The following is a 15899-nucleotide window of genomic DNA, read 5'->3' as shown; positions in this document are numbered from 1 at the left end:
GCTATCGCTTACCCCATAAGCACAGCAGCTATTTTTTATGCTGAATTGAGTGAGATATGCAAGCCCTGTGGATGGTGTTGGCCGCGTTGATTTTTGCGGTCATGAGTGTGTGTGTGAAGTTTGCCTCCCAGGACTTCAATGCGGCAGAGATCGTGTTCTACCGCGGCCTGGTCAGCATGGCGCTGCTGGTCTGGCTGGCCAGGCGCAGCGGCGTGACGCTGACCACCCAGTACTCGCGCGAACATGCCTGGCGCAGCTTTGTCGGCGTGATCTCCATGGGAGCCTGGTTCTACGCCATCGGCCACCTGCCGCTGGCCACGGCCACCACGCTCAACTCCATGAGCAGCATCTGGATGGCGGTGTTTCTCATCGCCCAGGGCCTGTGGATGCGCCATACGCTGCGCAAGTCCTATGCGGCCGAGCCCGAAACCCGCCGTGCCATTCCACCCTTCCCCTGGGGCCTCGTGTCCACCGTGGTGGCGGGCTTTGTCGGCGTGCTGCTGGTGCTGCGCCCGACCAGCGCACCGGCCAGCGAATGGGTGGCCGCGCTCGGCGGCCTGTTTGGCGGTATGTTTGCGGCCATGGCCTATATGCAGGTGACAACCCTGTCGCGCCTGGGCGAGCCTGAGACCCGCGTAGTGTTCTATTTCTCGGTCGGTTCGGCCATTGCCGGCGGCATCACCATGCTGTTGACCGGCATCTCGCCCTTCCCCGGCTGGAGCGCTCTGTGGCTGGTGCCCGTGGGCGTGCTGGCCGCCGTGGCCCAGGTCTGCATGACCAAGGCCTATGCCTCGGCCGGCAGCAAGAGCAACACCCTGGTCGTCGCCAATCTGCAGTACTCGGGCATTGTGTTTGCCGCCTTGCTCAGCCTGGTGCTGTTCGGCGAGAGCATTCCCCTGATCGGCTGGGGAGGCATCGTGCTCATCGTCGCCAGCGGCGCCGCTGCCACTACCTTGCGCTCCAGAGGCTAACCGTGCCGGGGGTGCGGAGCATCTGCGCCATGCCCCCTGCCTGCGGCAGCGGCCAGGCCAGATCCGCGCGGCTGGCCATATCCAAACAATGAAGGCCGCTTGAGTCCGGTGCGCTGACCCGATCGCATAATGGTTTGCATCGCGCAAGGCTGCACGCAGTGCCGTCTGCAACAGTCAATCTTTGGAGCAGCAAGCCATGAACCACTCGACGCCCGAGCACTACAACACCCTGATTTCCGTCGAACAGCTGGCCCGGCTCAAGGCCAGCGGCAAGCCCTTGATGGTGTTTGACTGCAGCTTTGACCTCATGAACCCGCCTGCCGGCCGCGAGCAGTATCTGCAGGCCCATATCCCGGGCGCCGTCTTCGCCGACCTAGACAAAAATCTCAGCGCGCCGCATGGCACGCCCGGCGAGGATGGACAGGTCGCCACCAGCGTGCAATCGGCTTCGGGCGGTCGCCACCCGCTGCCCACGCGCGAGCGCTTTTCCGCCTGGCTGTCTTCCATAGGCTTTGCCAACGATATGCAGGCCGTGGTTTATGACCGCAACGCCGCCAATTACTGCGGCCGCCTGTGGTGGATGCTGCGCTGGGCCGGCCACGATGCCGTGGCGGTGCTCGATGGCGGGCTGCAGGCCTGGCAGGCGGCCGGCCAGCCCCTGGGCAGCGGGGAAGAGCCCGGCCATTTCCAGTCCAACTTTGAACTGGGCCAGCCGCTGGAGACGCTCAAGACCGTCGCTCAGGTCGAGGCCGATCTGGGTCAGGCCACCCAGACCCTCATCGATGCCCGCGCCCCGGCTCGCTACCGCGGCGAGGTGGAGCCCCTGGACCCGGTGGCGGGCCATATTCCGGGCGCGCTGAACCGCCCGTTCAGCAGCAATATCGCCGCCGACGGACGCTTCAAGCCCGCAGCGCTGCTCAAGGCCGAGTTTGACCAGTTGCTGGCCGGACGCGATCCCGCCAGCGTGGTGCACCAGTGCGGCAGCGGCGTCAGCGCCACCCCCAATGTGCTGGCCATGCGCATTGCCGGCTTCGCGCCCACAGCCTTGTTTGCCGGCAGCTGGAGCGAGTGGTGCAGCCAGCCTTCGCGGCCGGCCGAGAGGGGCTGAGCCTGACGCATGCCGGTGCCGCTCCAGGCACCGGCTTCGAGCGGGCATGCCTGTCTCCCTGCACTTGCCGGGTTCACTCCCCGATCCTTGAGCAGGCCAGGCCGTGATCAGCGCCGTACCCATGTAGGCCAGGCCCGCTCCATCGCAGTGCTCCGGGTCTTGGCGGCATGGCCGACATCCATGTCCGCGCTCGCATGTCGATGCGGCTTGGCAACCCGGATGCAGGCCGTTATCACAGGGAATCCGGGCCGTCTTGTTTCATAGGCGATCAGATACCGAACAAAAAGCCGCCTATTTCCTCGTTTGTCATGTTCCGGACAGATTCACAATACATGCACCAGCGGAATCCGGCCTGATGCAATGTCAGCCCCCAACCGGCATCCCGAGTCATCCCGACGGACGGCAAGGCAGTAAGGGAAATCTTACAGGCCTGCCTGTGAAACCAGACCGGCGATACCGACGCTCCCCGACTTCAGTTCGATCAAGGCTTGAAACACAATTCATTTCAACAGATCGAAACACTTTTAACGTCTTGTTTGTGTGTGCCGTGACGGTCTGTCGAGATTGAAAGGACTGGACCCATGAACAACGAACAACTGCTTGCCGAGATCCGCGAAGCCAACCTCACCTACCTGATGCTGGCCCAGACCCTGATCCGCCAGGACAAGGCCGAGGCCGTGTTCCGTCTGGGTCTGAATGAAGAGTCCTGCGACCTGCTGGGCTCGCTGTCTTCGGCCCAGGTGCTCAAGCTGGCATCGCGCAACACCTTGCTGGCCAGCTTCCGCGCCGATGACGAAATGGTCTGGAGCCTGCTGACCAACCACAGCAGCAACAAGATCGGCAACGCCGCCACCAATACGCTGCACGCCAACATCCTGATGGCCAGCCGTGTCTCCGAAGTGCTCTGAGCACCCGCTAGCGACTACCTGGTTTTAAGGAGAGACAGATGCCCGCCGCCAAGACTGCCACCAAAAGCGTTCTGAACGAATCCAAGCAAATCGAGCGCGCCGCCATGCTCATCGAGATGGGCGCCCGCATGCAGGTGCTGGAGTCCGAGACCACGCTGTCTTATGAACGCCTGATCCGGCTGTACAAGGAAATCTCGGGCAAGTCTCCCTCCAAGGGCCAGCTGCCGTTTTCCACGGACTGGTTTCTGACCTGGCAGGAAAACATCCACAGCTCGCTGTTCCTCAACATCTACGAATACCTGTCCAAGGGTGTGGAGCTGGACTCGGCCGAGCAGCTGACCAAGGCCTATCGCCTCTATACCGAACAGATTCAGGCTGCCGAACTCGAGGTGCTGCTGTCCTTTACCCGCGCCTGGCGCCTGGTGAAGTTTGTCGATGCACAGATGCTGACGCGCACCCAGTGCTCGGTCTGCAAGGGCCAGTTCGTGACCGAGCCTTACGAGAATGCACGCCACTACCAGTGCGGTCTGTGCAATCCTCCCGCTCGCGCCGGCAAGAGCAAGGCGGCTGGCTCCTTGATGCTTCACTAACCCCCTGAGCGGCTGTGCCGCCTCCACCTCTCTCTTCGGGAGGGGGACGGCAGCCTCGCGGCGCGGCGGCGCTTGCTCGCTGCCTCTGGCCTGAAACACGCCAGTTTTAAAACTCAACTTTCATAGCTGGTAGCGCCATTCAACAAAGGGTTTGAAGCAAATAAATGCCTCAAACCCTTTATTCATAGGCGCAAGAAGCTCCTGATTCAGGAGCTTGCACGATCTGCCTCAGCCCGTGTTGCGCACTCCGGCGGCAATGCCGTTGATGGACAGGTGTATGCCGTTCTTGACCCTGTCGTCGGTCTGTCCCGCGCGCCAGCGGCGCACCAGCTCCACCTGCAGGTGGTTCAGAGGATCGATATAGGGGAAGCGGTGGCGGATGGAACGCGCCAGCGCGGAGTTGTGCTCCAGGCGCTGCTTGTCGCCCGTGATCTGGTTGAGCGCTTCCACCGTGCTCTGCCACTCGGCCTCGATCGCACCGAAGATGCGGCGGCGCAAGCGTGTGTCGGTCACCAGTTCGCTGTAGCGCGAGGCCAGGTTCAGGTCGCTCTTGGCCAGCACCATGTCCATATTCGACAGCAGGGTGCGGAAGAACGGCCACTGGCGGTACATCTTCTGCAGCAGCGCCAGCTGCGCCTTCGCATCCTTGCCGGGGCGGTGGATGAAGGCCTGAATCGCCGAGCCGAAACCGTACCAGCCCGGCAGCGTCAGGCGGCACTGACCCCAGCTGAAGCCCCAGGGAATGGCGCGCAGGTCCTCGATGGCCTGGGTCGCCTTGCGCGATGCGGGGCGTGAGCCGATATTGAGCTCGGCGATCTCGCGAATCGGCGTGCTGCTGAAGAAGTAATTGGTAAAGCCCGGAGTCTCGTAGACCAGGGCGCGGTAGGCCGCCATGCTGGTTTCGGACAGAAACGCAGCAGCCTCCAGGAAGGCCTTGGTCGCCGGCTTGGTCGGCTGCAGCAGCGTGGCCTCCAGCGTGGCGGCCACCAGGGTCTCCAGATTGCGGCGTCCGATCTCGGGGTTGGCATATTTGGAGGCGATGACCTCGCCCTGCTCGGTCAAGCGGATCTGACCGCGCACCGTGCCTGGCGGCTGCGCCAGAATGGCCTGGTAGCTCGGGCCGCCGCCACGCCCCACCGTGCCGCCGCGGCCGTGGAACATGCGCAGCCGGATGCCGTAGTGATCGGCCAGATCGTCAAACAGATCGACCAGCGCAATCTCGGCCCGGTACAGCTCCCAGTTGCTGGTGAAGATGCCGCCGTCCTTGTTGCTGTCGCTGTAGCCCAGCATGATGTCCTGCTCGCCGCCGCTTTTCCGGACCAGCTCGGCAATGCCGGGCAATTGGTAGTAGCGGCGCATGATGGGCGCGGCATTGCGCAGGTCCTCGATGGTCTCGAACAGCGGCACGACGATCAGATCGCATTGCGCACCGTCCTGCAGGGTGCCGCGCAGCAGGCCCACTTCCTTTTGCAGCAGCAGCACCTCGAGCAGATCGCTGACGGTCTCGGTGTGGCTGATGATGCAATGGCGAATCGCCTCGCCGCCCAGGCGCTCGCGCAGGCGTTTGGCGGTCTCGAAGATGGCCAGCTCGCTGCGCGTGTGGTCGCCGTAGTCGCCGCCCATGACGCGCAGGGGGCGTGCGTCTTCGAGCAGACGCACCAGCAGCGCGCATTTGGCGTCTTCCTCAAGCAGGCTGTAATCGAGCTCGACCTTGGCGACCGAGAGCAGCTCGCGCACCACTTCCTCATGCTTGTCCGAGCTTTGGCGCAGGTCCACCGTGGACAGATAGAAGCCGAAGACCCGCACCGCGCGCATCAGCGGGCGCAGGCGCTGCGGCGCCAGGGCGTCGCCGTGATAACGCGACAGCGAGTCGTCGATGATCTGCAGATCGGCCAGAAACGCATCGGCCGATGCATAGGCATTCTGGGGCGCCACGGCATGGCGTGCCGCCTCGCCGCCCGTCAGCTGCCTGAGCGTCGCGGCCAGACGCGCATAGATGCCCGTCAGCGCCCGGCGATAAGGCTCGTCGCTGCGGTGCACATTGTGGTCGGGCGATGCATCGGCCAGCGCCTGCATCTCGGGCGTGATGTCGACCAGATTGGCCGACAGCGACAGCTCGCCGCCCAGGTAGTGCACCTCGCGCAGATAGTGGCGCAGCGCCACGTCGGCCTGACGCGTCAGGGCCAACTCCAGACTCTCGGCCGTCACAAAGGGATTGCCGTCGCGATCGCCGCCAATCCATTGGCCCATGCGCAAAAAGCTCTGTTCGGGCAGCTTCTCGCCCAGCTCCTGCTCCAGCTGCTCGTAGATCTTGGGGATCTCCTGCAGGAACGTCGCCTCGTAATAGGACAGGGCATTCTCGATCTCGTCGGCCACCGTGAGCTTGGAATGGCGCAGCAGCCGGGTCTGCCAGAGCTGGGCCACGCAGGCACGCAACTGCGCCTCCACCCGCGTCAGCTCGCGCGGGGTCAGTGCATCCTTGGCACTGTTGTAGAGCTGGGCGCGCATCAGGATATCGTCGCGCTCGGCCAGCAACTGGGCAATGCGGCGCTCGGCCGTCAGAATGCTCTGGCGCTGCACCTCGGTGGGGTGGGCCGTCAGCACGGGCGAGATGAAGCTCCTGGCCAGCGTGTCGACCACCGTGGCGGGCGAGATGCCCGCCCAGCGCAGGCGTGCCAGTGCCACCTCGATGCTGCCTTCCTGTGTGTTGCCGGCGCGCTCGTGCACGGCGCGGCGGCGGATGTGGTGGCGGTCTTCGGCCAGATTGGCCAGGTGCGAGAAATAGGTGAAGGCGCGAATCACGCTCACCGTCTGGTCGCTGGACAGTCCCTTGAGCAGCTTCTTGAGCGCCTTGTCGGCCGCTTCGTCGGCATCGCGCCGGAAGGCCACCGAAAGCTGGCGTACCTGCTCGACCAGCTCGTAGGCCGGCCCACCTTCCTGCTCGCGAATCACATCGCCCAGAATGCGCCCCAGCAGCCGTATGTCCTCGATCAACGGCAAATCCTTGTCGGTCTTGCGTGCCGGTTTTTCGCCATGTTTGTCTGCATGTGCGGCGCTCTTGGGGCGGGCGGAAGGCATGAACTATTCTCCTTGGGCACGGTGTAAGGCAACTCGCCATGCTAGCATTCCCTGTTACCCGTTCGAGACCGCGCCGTCATGAAATTTTCTGCATCCTCACCCACATCCATCGTCATTGCCACACGCGAGAGCCAGCTGGCCATGTGGCAGGCCGAGCATGTGCAGGCGATCTTGCGCGGCCGCGGCCACAGCGTGGATCTGCTGGGGATGACGACCAAGGGCGACCAGATTCTGGACCGTGCCCTGTCCAAGGTGGGCGGCAAGGGCCTGTTCGTCAAGGAGCTGGAAGTGGCTCTCGAGGAAGGCCGCGCCGATCTGGCCGTGCACTCCTTGAAGGATGTGCCCATGGAGCTGCCCGAGGGCTTTGTGCTGGCCTGCGTGATGACGCGCGAAGACCCGCGCGACGCCTTTGTCTCCAACCGCTATGCATCGCTGGACGAGCTGCCCCAGGGTGCCGTGGTCGGCACCTCCAGCCTGCGTCGCCAGGCCCTGCTGCAGGCGCTGCGCCCCGACCTCAAGATCGAGGCCTTGCGCGGCAATGTCAACACCCGCCTGCGCAAGCTCGACGAAGGTCAGTACGACGCCATCGTGCTCGCCGCCGCCGGCCTGATGCGCCTGGAGATGAGCGATCGCATCCGCACCAGGTTCGATCCGGCCCAGATGCTTCCCGCCGCCGGCCAGGGCGCTTTGGGCATCGAGGTGCGCGCAGACCGCCAGGACATCATCGACGCCCTGGCCCCGCTGGCCCATATGCCCACCTGGCTGACCGTGACTGCCGAGCGCGCCGTCAGCCGCTGCATGGGTGGCAGCTGCTCCATGCCGCTGGCCGCCTATGGCCGCTTTGAAGACGACACCCTGCACATGGATGCTGCCTGGGGCGACATGGAAGGCGACAAGGGCCTGGTGCGCGTACAGGCCAGCGCCAGCGTGACGGACTTTGCCAGCGCCAACGCCCTGGGCGAACAACTGGCCGCGCAGCTGCAAGCGGCGGGTGCCGTGCCTGCTGCCCCCAAGCGGGACTGAGCCGCGCCTGCCCATGCGCCGCGTTCTGGTCACCCGCCCTTTGCATGATGCGAAACCCTGGGTCGACGCGTTTCGTGCCCGCGGCCTGCAGGCCGAGGCCTTGCCGCTGCTGGCCATCGCTGGCTGCGCGGACCCGGCTGCCCATCAAGCTCTGCTGAGCGCACGCCAGCTGGCGCTCAAGCCCGGGCACTACCGGGCCGTGATGTTTGTCAGCGGCAATGCAGCGCAGTATTTCTTTACGCCAAACACACCTCAAACGCTTACTGGAAAAGCGCTTTTAGCTCCTGATACCAGAGCATGGACTCCGGGCCCGGGTACGGAGCGTGCCTTGCTGGAACTCGGGTTGAACTCCCACCAGATCGACGGCCCCAGCCCCGATGCCGCCCAGTTCGAGTCCGAAGCGCTGTGGCAGAACGTCCATGATCAGATCCGGACCGGCGACCGCGTGCTGATCGTGCGCGGCGCCAGCCCCGCCACCGGCAATGCTGGCAAGCCTGCACCATCCACCCAAGGTGCGGGCCGTGACTGGCTCGCAGCCCGGCTGCGTGAAGCCGGCGCCGAGGTGGAGCTGCTGGCCGTGTATGAGCGCCAGCTTCCCAGCTGGACGGCGCAGCAGCTGGATGTCGCGCGGCAGGCCGCCAGCGACGGCAGCCTGTGGCTGTTCAGCAGCTCGGAAGCTGTTGCCAACCTGCAACAGCTTCTGCCCCAACAAAAATGGGACCTGGGGTTAGCGCTCACCACCCATGAACGCATTGCCAGCAAAGCACTTTCAGCAGGTTTCGGTCGGGTTTTGCACAGTCGCCCAAGTCTGGACGATGTGGTGGCGTCTATAGAATCGGCTCTATGAGCTCCGATGCCATCCCCACCTCCGACAAGCAACCCATAGCCCCACCACCCAGCCAGGACCATCCCGCCCCCGTTCAGACCGGGCGGGGCGCGCCCGTGGCTCTGGTGCTGACGCTGGGCACGGTGGCTGCCGCAGCCCTGGTTGCCTGCGGCATGCTGTGGCAGCGTGTAGGCAATATGCAGGAGCAATTGGCGCGTCAGTCGGCGCAATCGGGCGCTCAGTCGGTGGAGGCACGCACCCTGGCCAAGGACGCTCAGGATCTGGCCCGCGACAGTGCTGCACGCGTTTCCGTAATGGAGGCCCGGGTGGCCGAAATCAGCCTGCAGCGCAACCAGCTTGAAGAGCTGATGCAGAGCATGTCACGCTCACGCGATGAAAACCTGGTGGCAGATATCGACTCCTCGGTACGCATGGCCCAGCAGCAGGCCGAGCTCTCGGGCAGCCTGCAGCCGCTGGTCGCCAGCCTCAAATCGGCGAGAAAGCGTGTGGAAAGCACGGCCCAGCCGCGCCTGGCCCCGGTGGTGCGCGCCATCGACCTGGATCTGGACAAGCTCTCGCGCATGAGCGTGACCGACACCACGGGAGTGCTCAGCCGTATCGAAGACCTGATCCGTCAGGTGGACGACCTGGCCCTGATCAACGATGTGGGTCGCCCGCGCGCGCGCGATGCCCAGCCCCGCAAGACGGCGGCCGCCCATGACACGCCCGAGGACGCCAATCTCTCGCCCACGCAGTGGATCTGGTGGCAAGGCCAGGGCCAGCGGGTCTGGGACTCCTTCAGGGACGGCGCGGCCGATCTGGTGCGCGTGCGCCGCATCGATCACCCCGAGGTGGCCCTGCTGGCTCCCGAGCAGGGCTATTTCCTGCGCGAAAACCTCAAGCTGCAACTGCTCAATGCCCGTCTGGCCCTGCTGTCACGCCAATGGGAGTCGGCCCGTGCCGACCTGAGCGCGGCAGGCGCCCTGCTCAACAAATACTTCGACGCACGCTCGCGGCGTACCCAGATCGCCCAGGCACAACTGCAGCAGATTCAGGCCAATCTGCATTCGGGCGGGCGCGTACAGCTTGAAGACACGCTGAATGCACTGGCCACGGCGGCAGCCGGCCGCTGATCGGGGAGGACACAGAAATGCGCGCCGCCTTGTGGTTGATGGGTCTGTTTGCCGTGGCCGTGGCCATGGCCTTGTTTGCCGGCAATAACCAAAGCTCGGTCACCTGGTTCTGGTCGCCCTACCGGGTGGACATGTCGCTGAACCTGGCCCTGGTTCTGCTCTTTCTCGCGTTCGTGCTGCTCTATGCCGCGCTGCGCGCTCTGGCGGTGCTGCTGCAAATGCCGCACCAGGCACGCCGCTGGCGCATGCAGCAAAAAGAGCGCGGCATGAACCAGAGCCTGCTCGAAGCGCTCTCGCATCTGCAAGCCGGCCGCTTCTTGCGCGCCCGCAAGTCCGCGCTCGCGGCCCTGTCCACCGAGCAATCGCTGCGCGACGCCAAGGCTGGCCTGCCTTATGGCGAGCGCCTCAACGCCACCGCCCATCTGATCGCCGCCGATGCATCCCATGCCTTGCAGGATGCCGCCCTGCGCGACCAGCACTGGCAGCAGGCTCTGGACGTGCTGCCAGTGCCCGGCAACACCCAGGACTCGGAAATTCGCGAAGGAACCCAGATGCGCGCCGCCCGCTGGGCACTGGACGACCGCGATGCCGCCGAATCGATTCGACGCCTGGGCGAGCTGCCACTGGGTGCGGGCCGCCGCACGATTGCCCTGCGAATCAAGCTCAAGGCCGCACGCCTGTCCGGCAACACGCAGGTGGCGCTGGACACCGCCCGTCTGCTGGCCAAGCACCGCGCCTTCTCTCCCGCAGCCTCGGCCAGCGTGGTGCGCGGCCTGCTGCTGGCCAGCATCCGCGATGCGCGCGACACCTCGTCGCTGCAGCAGTTCTGGCTGTCGCTGGACGAGGACGAGCGCGCCATGCCCGAAGTGGCCATTCCGGCCACCGAGCGCCTGATCGAACTGGGCGGCGAAGCCCAGCAGGCGCGCACCTGGCTGCTGCCGGTTTGGGAACATCTGCTGACCCAGCCCGGCCCGCGCACGGAAACGCATCTGCCCAAGCTGGTGGAGGTGCTGCAATCGAGCCTGGGCAAGCTGGATGGCGCCTGGCTGGCGCGCATGGAGGCTGCGGCCAATGCCAACCCGCGCGAGCCGCGCCTGCAATACCTGGCCGGCATGGCCTGCGTGCAGCGCGAGCTGTGGGGCAAGGCCCAGCAGTTGCTGACCCGCGCCGCACCGCTGCTGCAGGACCCCCAGTTGCGCACCCGCGCCTGGCAGCGTCTGGCGCTGATGGCCGAGCACCGTGGCGATATGGAGGCCTCGGCCATCGCCTGGAAGCTCGCAGCCCAGGCCATGGTGGTGCTGCCGGACAATCCGGCGCAGGACGAATAGGCGCAGCCTCGCAAGGAACACGGCGTCGCGCGAATGCTGTGCGGCCAACGACCCCGCAGCCCCGCTGGCGCAAAGCAAAAGGCCACAGCCGCCGCGGCAAATCGCGAGCGACCGTGGCCTCAAGCCAGTCCGGAGTTACTTGCTGTGCTCTATGGTCTTCACATGCTCAGCCACCTGCGCGGCGGTCACGTCGCCAGGGCGACCGCCCCAGGTCTGACGCATGTAGTTGACCAGGTCGGCCATCTCCTCGTTGCTGAGCTTGTCGGCATAGCCCGGCATGGTCTGCATGCGCTCGCCATGAGCCAGATCACGCTCGTGCACGCCCTCGCGGATCACGCGAATCAGGTTGATGGGCGTGGGGAACATGGCCGTGGTGTTGGTGCTCATGGGCACCGACGAATGCGGCTGGCCCTGGCCTTGCGCACCGTGACAGCCCGCGCACAGGCCCAGGTACAGGTTCTCACCCTTGACGCTGATCTGCCCCTCGGCAGCCTTGACCTTGGGCCCGGGCATCTCGCGGTTCTGGGTCAGATAGGCGGCCATGGCGCGCACATCGGCCTCTGCCATGCGCGAAGTGGAATGCTCGAGCACCGATGACATGCGGAAAGTCATCACCCCTTGCGGCGACAGGCCGGTGCGGAAGAATCTGACCAGATCGTCCTTGGTCCACCCGCGCTCGCTCAGGGCATCGGGGGTCAGCGCCGGAGCGTACGAACCCTCGATGGTATTGCCATCGAGATAGCGCGAGCCATCCATGGCGAAGGTGGCCTTGGTGCGCGGGCTGTGGCATTCGGCACAGTGGCCCAGCACATCCACCAGATACTTGCCGCGCACCAGTTCGTCCACCGACATGTCGAACTCCTTGGCAGCGGGGCGATTGAGCGCATTCCACATGGCCACGGCAGGACGGATGTTGAACGGGAAGCTCATCTCGCTGGGCTTGTTGGCGACTTCCACGGCCGGCTGCTTCATCAGCCACACCCAGAGCGCATCGACATCGGCACGCGTGATCTGGTGGTAGCTGGCATACGGCATGGCCGGATACAGGTTCTTGCGCCCTGGTGCCATGCCGGCAGCCACTGCCCGGTACAGATCGTCGGCCGTCCAGCCACCGATGCCGTGCTCCTTGGAAGGAGAGATATTGGTACCGTAAAGCGTTCCCATGGGAGTGACCATGGGTACACCGCCCGCCAGTTCCGCCCCCGTGGTCGGAGAGCTGTGGCAGGCCGCGCAGTCACCACCGCGAAACACCTGCTCGCCGCGCTTGTACAGCGCATCGAACTCCTGCGGGCCCAGCTTGGCAAAGTCCACCGTGGCCGGCGGGACGTCACCGCTTGCGCTGCCGTACAGGTACATGCCTCCGGCCACGAGCACGCCCAGAATGGCGGCTGCGCCCAGGCCCTTGATCCAGGTTTTAGCCATTGTTCACGACCTCCTTGCTGCGCTTGCCTGTGGTCAGGCCCGGCGTCTTCAGGATCACGTCGCGCACGGCGTTGTAGTAGCGCACATAGCCGGTACAGCGGCAGATATGGGGCTCCAGCTGCTCCTCGATGGCTTTTTCCACATCATCGGCGGGCACGGGGTGCTTCTGGAGTTTTTCCACCAGCACGGTGGCCGAGTTCACGAAACCGGGCGTGCAGTAGCCGCACTGAAAGGAGTAGTGCTCGAGAAAAGCCTTCTGCACCGGCGAAGGATGGACCACCCCCTTGTCGTCCACCGAGGCAATGCCCTCCACCGTACGAATGGTCTTGCCGTTGAGCCAGGTCACGCCGGTCACGCAGGCCGGCACGGTGATCGAGCCTTTTTCCGGGTCGTCGACGATGATGGTGCAGGCGCGGCATACGCCCTGGCCGCAGCCCAGACGTGTGCCGTTCATGCCCGCGTATTCCTGCAGGAACTCGATCATCATCAAGTCCTTGGGAACGTCTACGGGGCCTACCTGTTTGCGATTGATGGTGGCGGAAAATTGAATACGGTCCTGCATCACAGTGCCTCTTTGATTTTGTCGGGGGTCACGGGGGTGGCATGAAAGCGCTTACCCGTGGCATGGGCGATGGCGTTGACGCAGGCGGCGACCACCGGAATCATCACCACCTCGGCCATGCCCTTGGGCGGATCGGTGCGCGACAGCGGCGGCAGCACCACGCCCTCGGCCGTCCATACGGCCACTTCGCTGGCGCGCGGCACGTGGTAGCGGTTCAGGTTCCACTGGCCGTTGCCGGGGCCGGTCTCATGGAGCGGCAGGTCTTCGTACAGCGCATGGCCAATGCCCATGGCCACGCCGCCCTGGATCTGGCCGGATACCAGCTCGGGCACGATCTGCGTGCCGCATTCCAGCCAGGTCTTGTGCGAGAGAATGTTCACCTTGCCCGTGCCCGGGGACACGGACAACTCCACCATGGTGGCGCAGGGCGCGTAGTACACCGTGCCCGCATTGGTGCGCTGCACCGGCGGGTAATAGACCTTGTCGCGTGCGATGAAGGCATAGCCGCCGGATTTCATCGCAGCCTTCTTGGCCTCGCCGGCACCCTTGCCGTACTGCACGGACAGGGCGTCGATCATGGCCTGGAACTTTCTGCCCTCGACCGTGAAGTCGGCCTTGGCCCAGGCCCAGCGGTTGAAGGCATGCACACAGACACCGGTCACCATGCCCAGCTCGTGTGCGCGAGCGGCCAGGCGCTCCAGGCTCAGCGGCTCCAGGCCCTCGGCCACGAGCATGCGATCACGCCACTCCAGCATGTCTTCGGTGACGGTGCTCGGCAGCAGCTGACCACCACCCTCCTTGCCGGACCAGATCGACTGGGCCGCAGGCCACAGGCAGAGCTTGAGCAGCAGCTGCGCTGCCTGCTGCGTGGCGTGGCGGAAGTAGTAGGCCGAGTTCGAAGCCGATACCGGCGAGACCAGGCGTGGTGTCCAGGTCGGGTCCCGCGCCAGCTCGTCCTCCTTGGCCTGAGGTGTGGTGTAAGGCTCGTCCTTGGTATGCAGCGGCAGGTTGTCCCAGTGGTTCACCGCGAAGTCCACATCGTCGGCCGGGCGGCCCAGGAAAGGCTCGACCGCCACCAGCTGCGCCGTGGTGCTGCCGGTGCCGATCTCGGTGGCGATGTGGCGCATCTTGATGCGGCCCTCGGGCGTGATCTCCAGTTGCGCGATCGAGGCTTCCGCCCCGGTGCCGAAGTCCTTTTGCACCGCACCGAAGCCTATGCCGTAGCGCAGGCCGGGGTTGGCAGCCTCGAAGTCGGCCTTGCGCTTGGCGCGCTCGGTCCACATCGCATCCTTGGCAGCCATGTCGAGGATCTCGCCAATGCGCAGATGCCCCGAGGGCGAGGCACCCTGAGTGTTCTTCATGCTGCTCTTGAGCACATTGCGTCGGCGCAGCTCGATGGCATCCAGGCCGATCTCCTGGGCGATCTCGTCGACCAGCATCTCGGTATAGGCCATGGACTGCACCGTGCCGTAGCCGCGCATGGAGCCGGCCGTGACGCCGATGGAGGGGTACACCTCGGTCGACAGGTCGCTCTCGGGGAAGTAGTAAATGGATTGCGCCGCCGTCACCGCCACCGTGCCCACCGAGGGGCTGAAATTGGTCACGCCGCCGCCGTCGCCCACCATATGGCAGGTCAGTGCGTGGAACTTGCCGTCCTTGTCCACCGAGATCGCAGTCTCCACATCGAAGGGATGGCGCTTGAGTGCGAACTGGAAATGCTTCCAGCGATCCAGCGCCAGCCGCACCGGGCGGCCCTGTGCGTACAACGAGGCCAGTGCCACATAGAACGGGAAGGGATGATGCTCCTTCTGCCCGTAGCCCACGGTGTAGGAGCTGATGTAGTCGAGCTGGTTCAGCGGCAGCTTGCTGTCCTTGAGCATGTGCATCACATGCTCGGCCGTGCCGTAGGGAGCCTGGCTCGCGGCGACCATGTGCAGCGCACCGCTGTCACGTTCGTACCAGGCCAGGCCGTTTTCCATTTCCATGGCCACATGCTCGATGGACTGGCTGTAGTACTTGCGTGCAAACGCGCGCAAGCCGTCCTTTGGCTGCTTCATCTCGGCCTGGATGCGGGCCGACTCGCCCATCAGCGCCCCGAAGGCCGGGTGGCTGCTGTCGGGCCAGTGCACGCCTTTTTCATCGAGCTGCGGCCAGATGACGGTGTTCTTCATGGGCGAGAACCTGTCCTCGCCATAGCCGTCCTCGCCCTGCACTCGCACATAGCGCGCAGCCACATAAGGCGCGCGCGGTGGCTGGGCAGCCTCGGCACCGAAGCGGAAGATCGCGTCATTGAAACGCAGGCGCTGGCTGGCCACGCGGAACTTCTCGTAGTCGTGCCAGATGGCCACGGCCACCGGGTGCCCCAGCATGGGCGAGACCTGACCCTTCTTGACGAAGAACTCGCCGTAGAAGCCCGGCTCGGGCATTCCCACGCCGTCGGCGGCGATGGACTCGGCGTCGATCAGCACATCGGGCTGGTAGTCGCTACCCAGCACCGACAGATCCAGGCCTTCGTAGATGCGGTCGGCGCGCGGAATATGGATGGTCAGTGCATGCGACTGCTGCGCGGGCCAGCCCTGCATGTCCCTGGCGCGCAGGTCGATGGCAAAGACCTTCTGCCCGGTGACCTTGGCCAGGCCGTCGCGGCGGTAGTTGAGGGTGTTGCCATTGATCCAGTGGGTCTCCTGACCGCTGGCGGGCGTTATCAATTCCGCAAGCGCGTCTTTGACCGGGCGCACACTCGCAATCACGCCCATGGCGGCGGCAGCCTTCAGAAAACTGCGCCGATTCAAGTCCAGTTTGGACACGGTTCCAACTCCTTGCTGCAATGCGCACAGCAACAGCAAGGACTGGCGTGGGCACATCGCTAGATGACTATGTATTCCAGGACGTTGTAGACGCCCAGGAGTCAAAAAGCAGGTGATAACGGCTGCAGTTGTTGTCGGCATTA

12 protein-coding genes are annotated in these 15899 nt (G+C 64.9%); 8 read left to right on the top strand and 4 right to left on the bottom strand.

Features of this window, described 5'->3' with window-relative positions; translation table 11 throughout:
* Positions 1 to 56: 56 nt before the first annotated feature.
* The 4 genes from DJFAAGMI_RS23460 to flhC all read left to right on the top strand — a co-directional run bounded on the left by DJFAAGMI_RS23460 (position 57) and on the right by flhC (position 3577).
* Positions 57 to 971, top strand: coding sequence for a DMT family transporter (locus DJFAAGMI_RS23460; RefSeq protein ID WP_211459578.1), 915 nt, complete (start codon positions 57 to 59; stop codon positions 969 to 971).
* Between the two features lie 196 nt (positions 972 to 1167).
* A complete protein-coding gene (locus tag DJFAAGMI_RS23455; RefSeq protein WP_211459576.1) occupies positions 1168 to 2079 on the top strand; it encodes a sulfurtransferase in 912 nt (303 codons plus the stop codon).
* A gap of 581 nt (positions 2080 to 2660) precedes the next feature.
* On the top strand, positions 2661 to 2987 hold the full coding sequence (flhD, locus tag DJFAAGMI_RS23450) for a flagellar transcriptional regulator FlhD (RefSeq protein ID WP_003069145.1): 327 nt from the start codon (positions 2661 to 2663) through the stop codon (positions 2985 to 2987).
* Between the two features lie 38 nt (positions 2988 to 3025).
* Positions 3026 to 3577, top strand: coding sequence for a flagellar transcriptional regulator FlhC (gene flhC, locus DJFAAGMI_RS23445; protein WP_003052834.1), 552 nt, complete (start codon positions 3026 to 3028; stop codon positions 3575 to 3577).
* A 228-nt stretch (positions 3578 to 3805) separates the two neighbouring features.
* Here the strand turns inward: flhC and ppc are convergent, their stop codons facing one another.
* Positions 3806 to 6655 (bottom strand): phosphoenolpyruvate carboxylase, encoded by a 2850-nt coding sequence (gene ppc, locus DJFAAGMI_RS23440; RefSeq protein WP_211459574.1) that lies wholly within the window; start codon positions 6653 to 6655, stop codon positions 3806 to 3808.
* 78 nt (positions 6656 to 6733) lie between these two features.
* Between ppc and hemC the strand changes: the two genes are divergently transcribed.
* The 4 genes from hemC to DJFAAGMI_RS23420 are packed head-to-tail and all read left to right on the top strand — an operon-like array spanning position 6734 to position 10965.
* Positions 6734 to 7678, top strand: coding sequence for a hydroxymethylbilane synthase (gene hemC / locus DJFAAGMI_RS23435; RefSeq protein WP_211459572.1), 945 nt, complete (start codon positions 6734 to 6736; stop codon positions 7676 to 7678).
* Positions 7679 to 7691: 13 nt separating this feature from the next.
* On the top strand, positions 7692 to 8525 hold the full coding sequence (locus tag DJFAAGMI_RS23430; protein ID WP_211459570.1) for a uroporphyrinogen-III synthase: 834 nt from the start codon (positions 7692 to 7694) through the stop codon (positions 8523 to 8525).
* Entirely contained in the window at positions 8522 to 9637 is a 1116-nt protein-coding gene (locus DJFAAGMI_RS23425; protein WP_211459568.1) for a uroporphyrinogen-III C-methyltransferase, read from the top strand. The genes DJFAAGMI_RS23430 and DJFAAGMI_RS23425 overlap by 4 nt, the downstream gene beginning before the upstream one ends.
* Positions 9638 to 9654: 17 nt before the next feature.
* Positions 9655 to 10965: a heme biosynthesis protein HemY gene (locus DJFAAGMI_RS23420; protein WP_211459567.1), complete on the top strand. Its 1311-nt coding sequence runs from the start codon at positions 9655 to 9657 to the stop codon at positions 10963 to 10965.
* Positions 10966 to 11100: 135 nt separating this feature from the next.
* On the opposite strand, the gene DJFAAGMI_RS23415 is transcribed toward DJFAAGMI_RS23420, so the two are convergent.
* From DJFAAGMI_RS23415 to DJFAAGMI_RS23405, 3 genes are read right to left on the bottom strand one after another with little or no spacing between them, the layout of a single operon-like run.
* Entirely contained in the window at positions 11101 to 12387 is a 1287-nt protein-coding gene (locus DJFAAGMI_RS23415; protein ID WP_211459566.1) for a cytochrome c, read from the bottom strand.
* Complete coding sequence (locus DJFAAGMI_RS23410) at positions 12380 to 12949, bottom strand: (2Fe-2S)-binding protein (protein ID WP_211459565.1); 570 nt, start codon at positions 12947 to 12949, stop codon at positions 12380 to 12382. The genes DJFAAGMI_RS23415 and DJFAAGMI_RS23410 overlap by 8 nt, the downstream gene beginning before the upstream one ends.
* Positions 12949 to 15756, bottom strand: a complete 2808-nt coding sequence (locus DJFAAGMI_RS23405; RefSeq protein WP_211459564.1) for a xanthine dehydrogenase family protein molybdopterin-binding subunit — start codon at positions 15754 to 15756, stop codon at positions 12949 to 12951. Before DJFAAGMI_RS23405 ends, DJFAAGMI_RS23410 begins: the two co-directional genes overlap by 1 nt.
* Positions 15757 to 15899 lie beyond the last annotated feature (143 nt).

Origin of the sequence: Comamonas brasiliensis, from assembly GCF_018292285.1 — a bacterium.
Lineage (GTDB): Bacteria > Pseudomonadota > Gammaproteobacteria > Burkholderiales > Burkholderiaceae_C > Comamonas > Comamonas brasiliensis.
The sequence above is the reverse complement of the archived record's forward strand: the minus strand, read 5'-3'. Positions and strand labels throughout refer to the sequence as shown.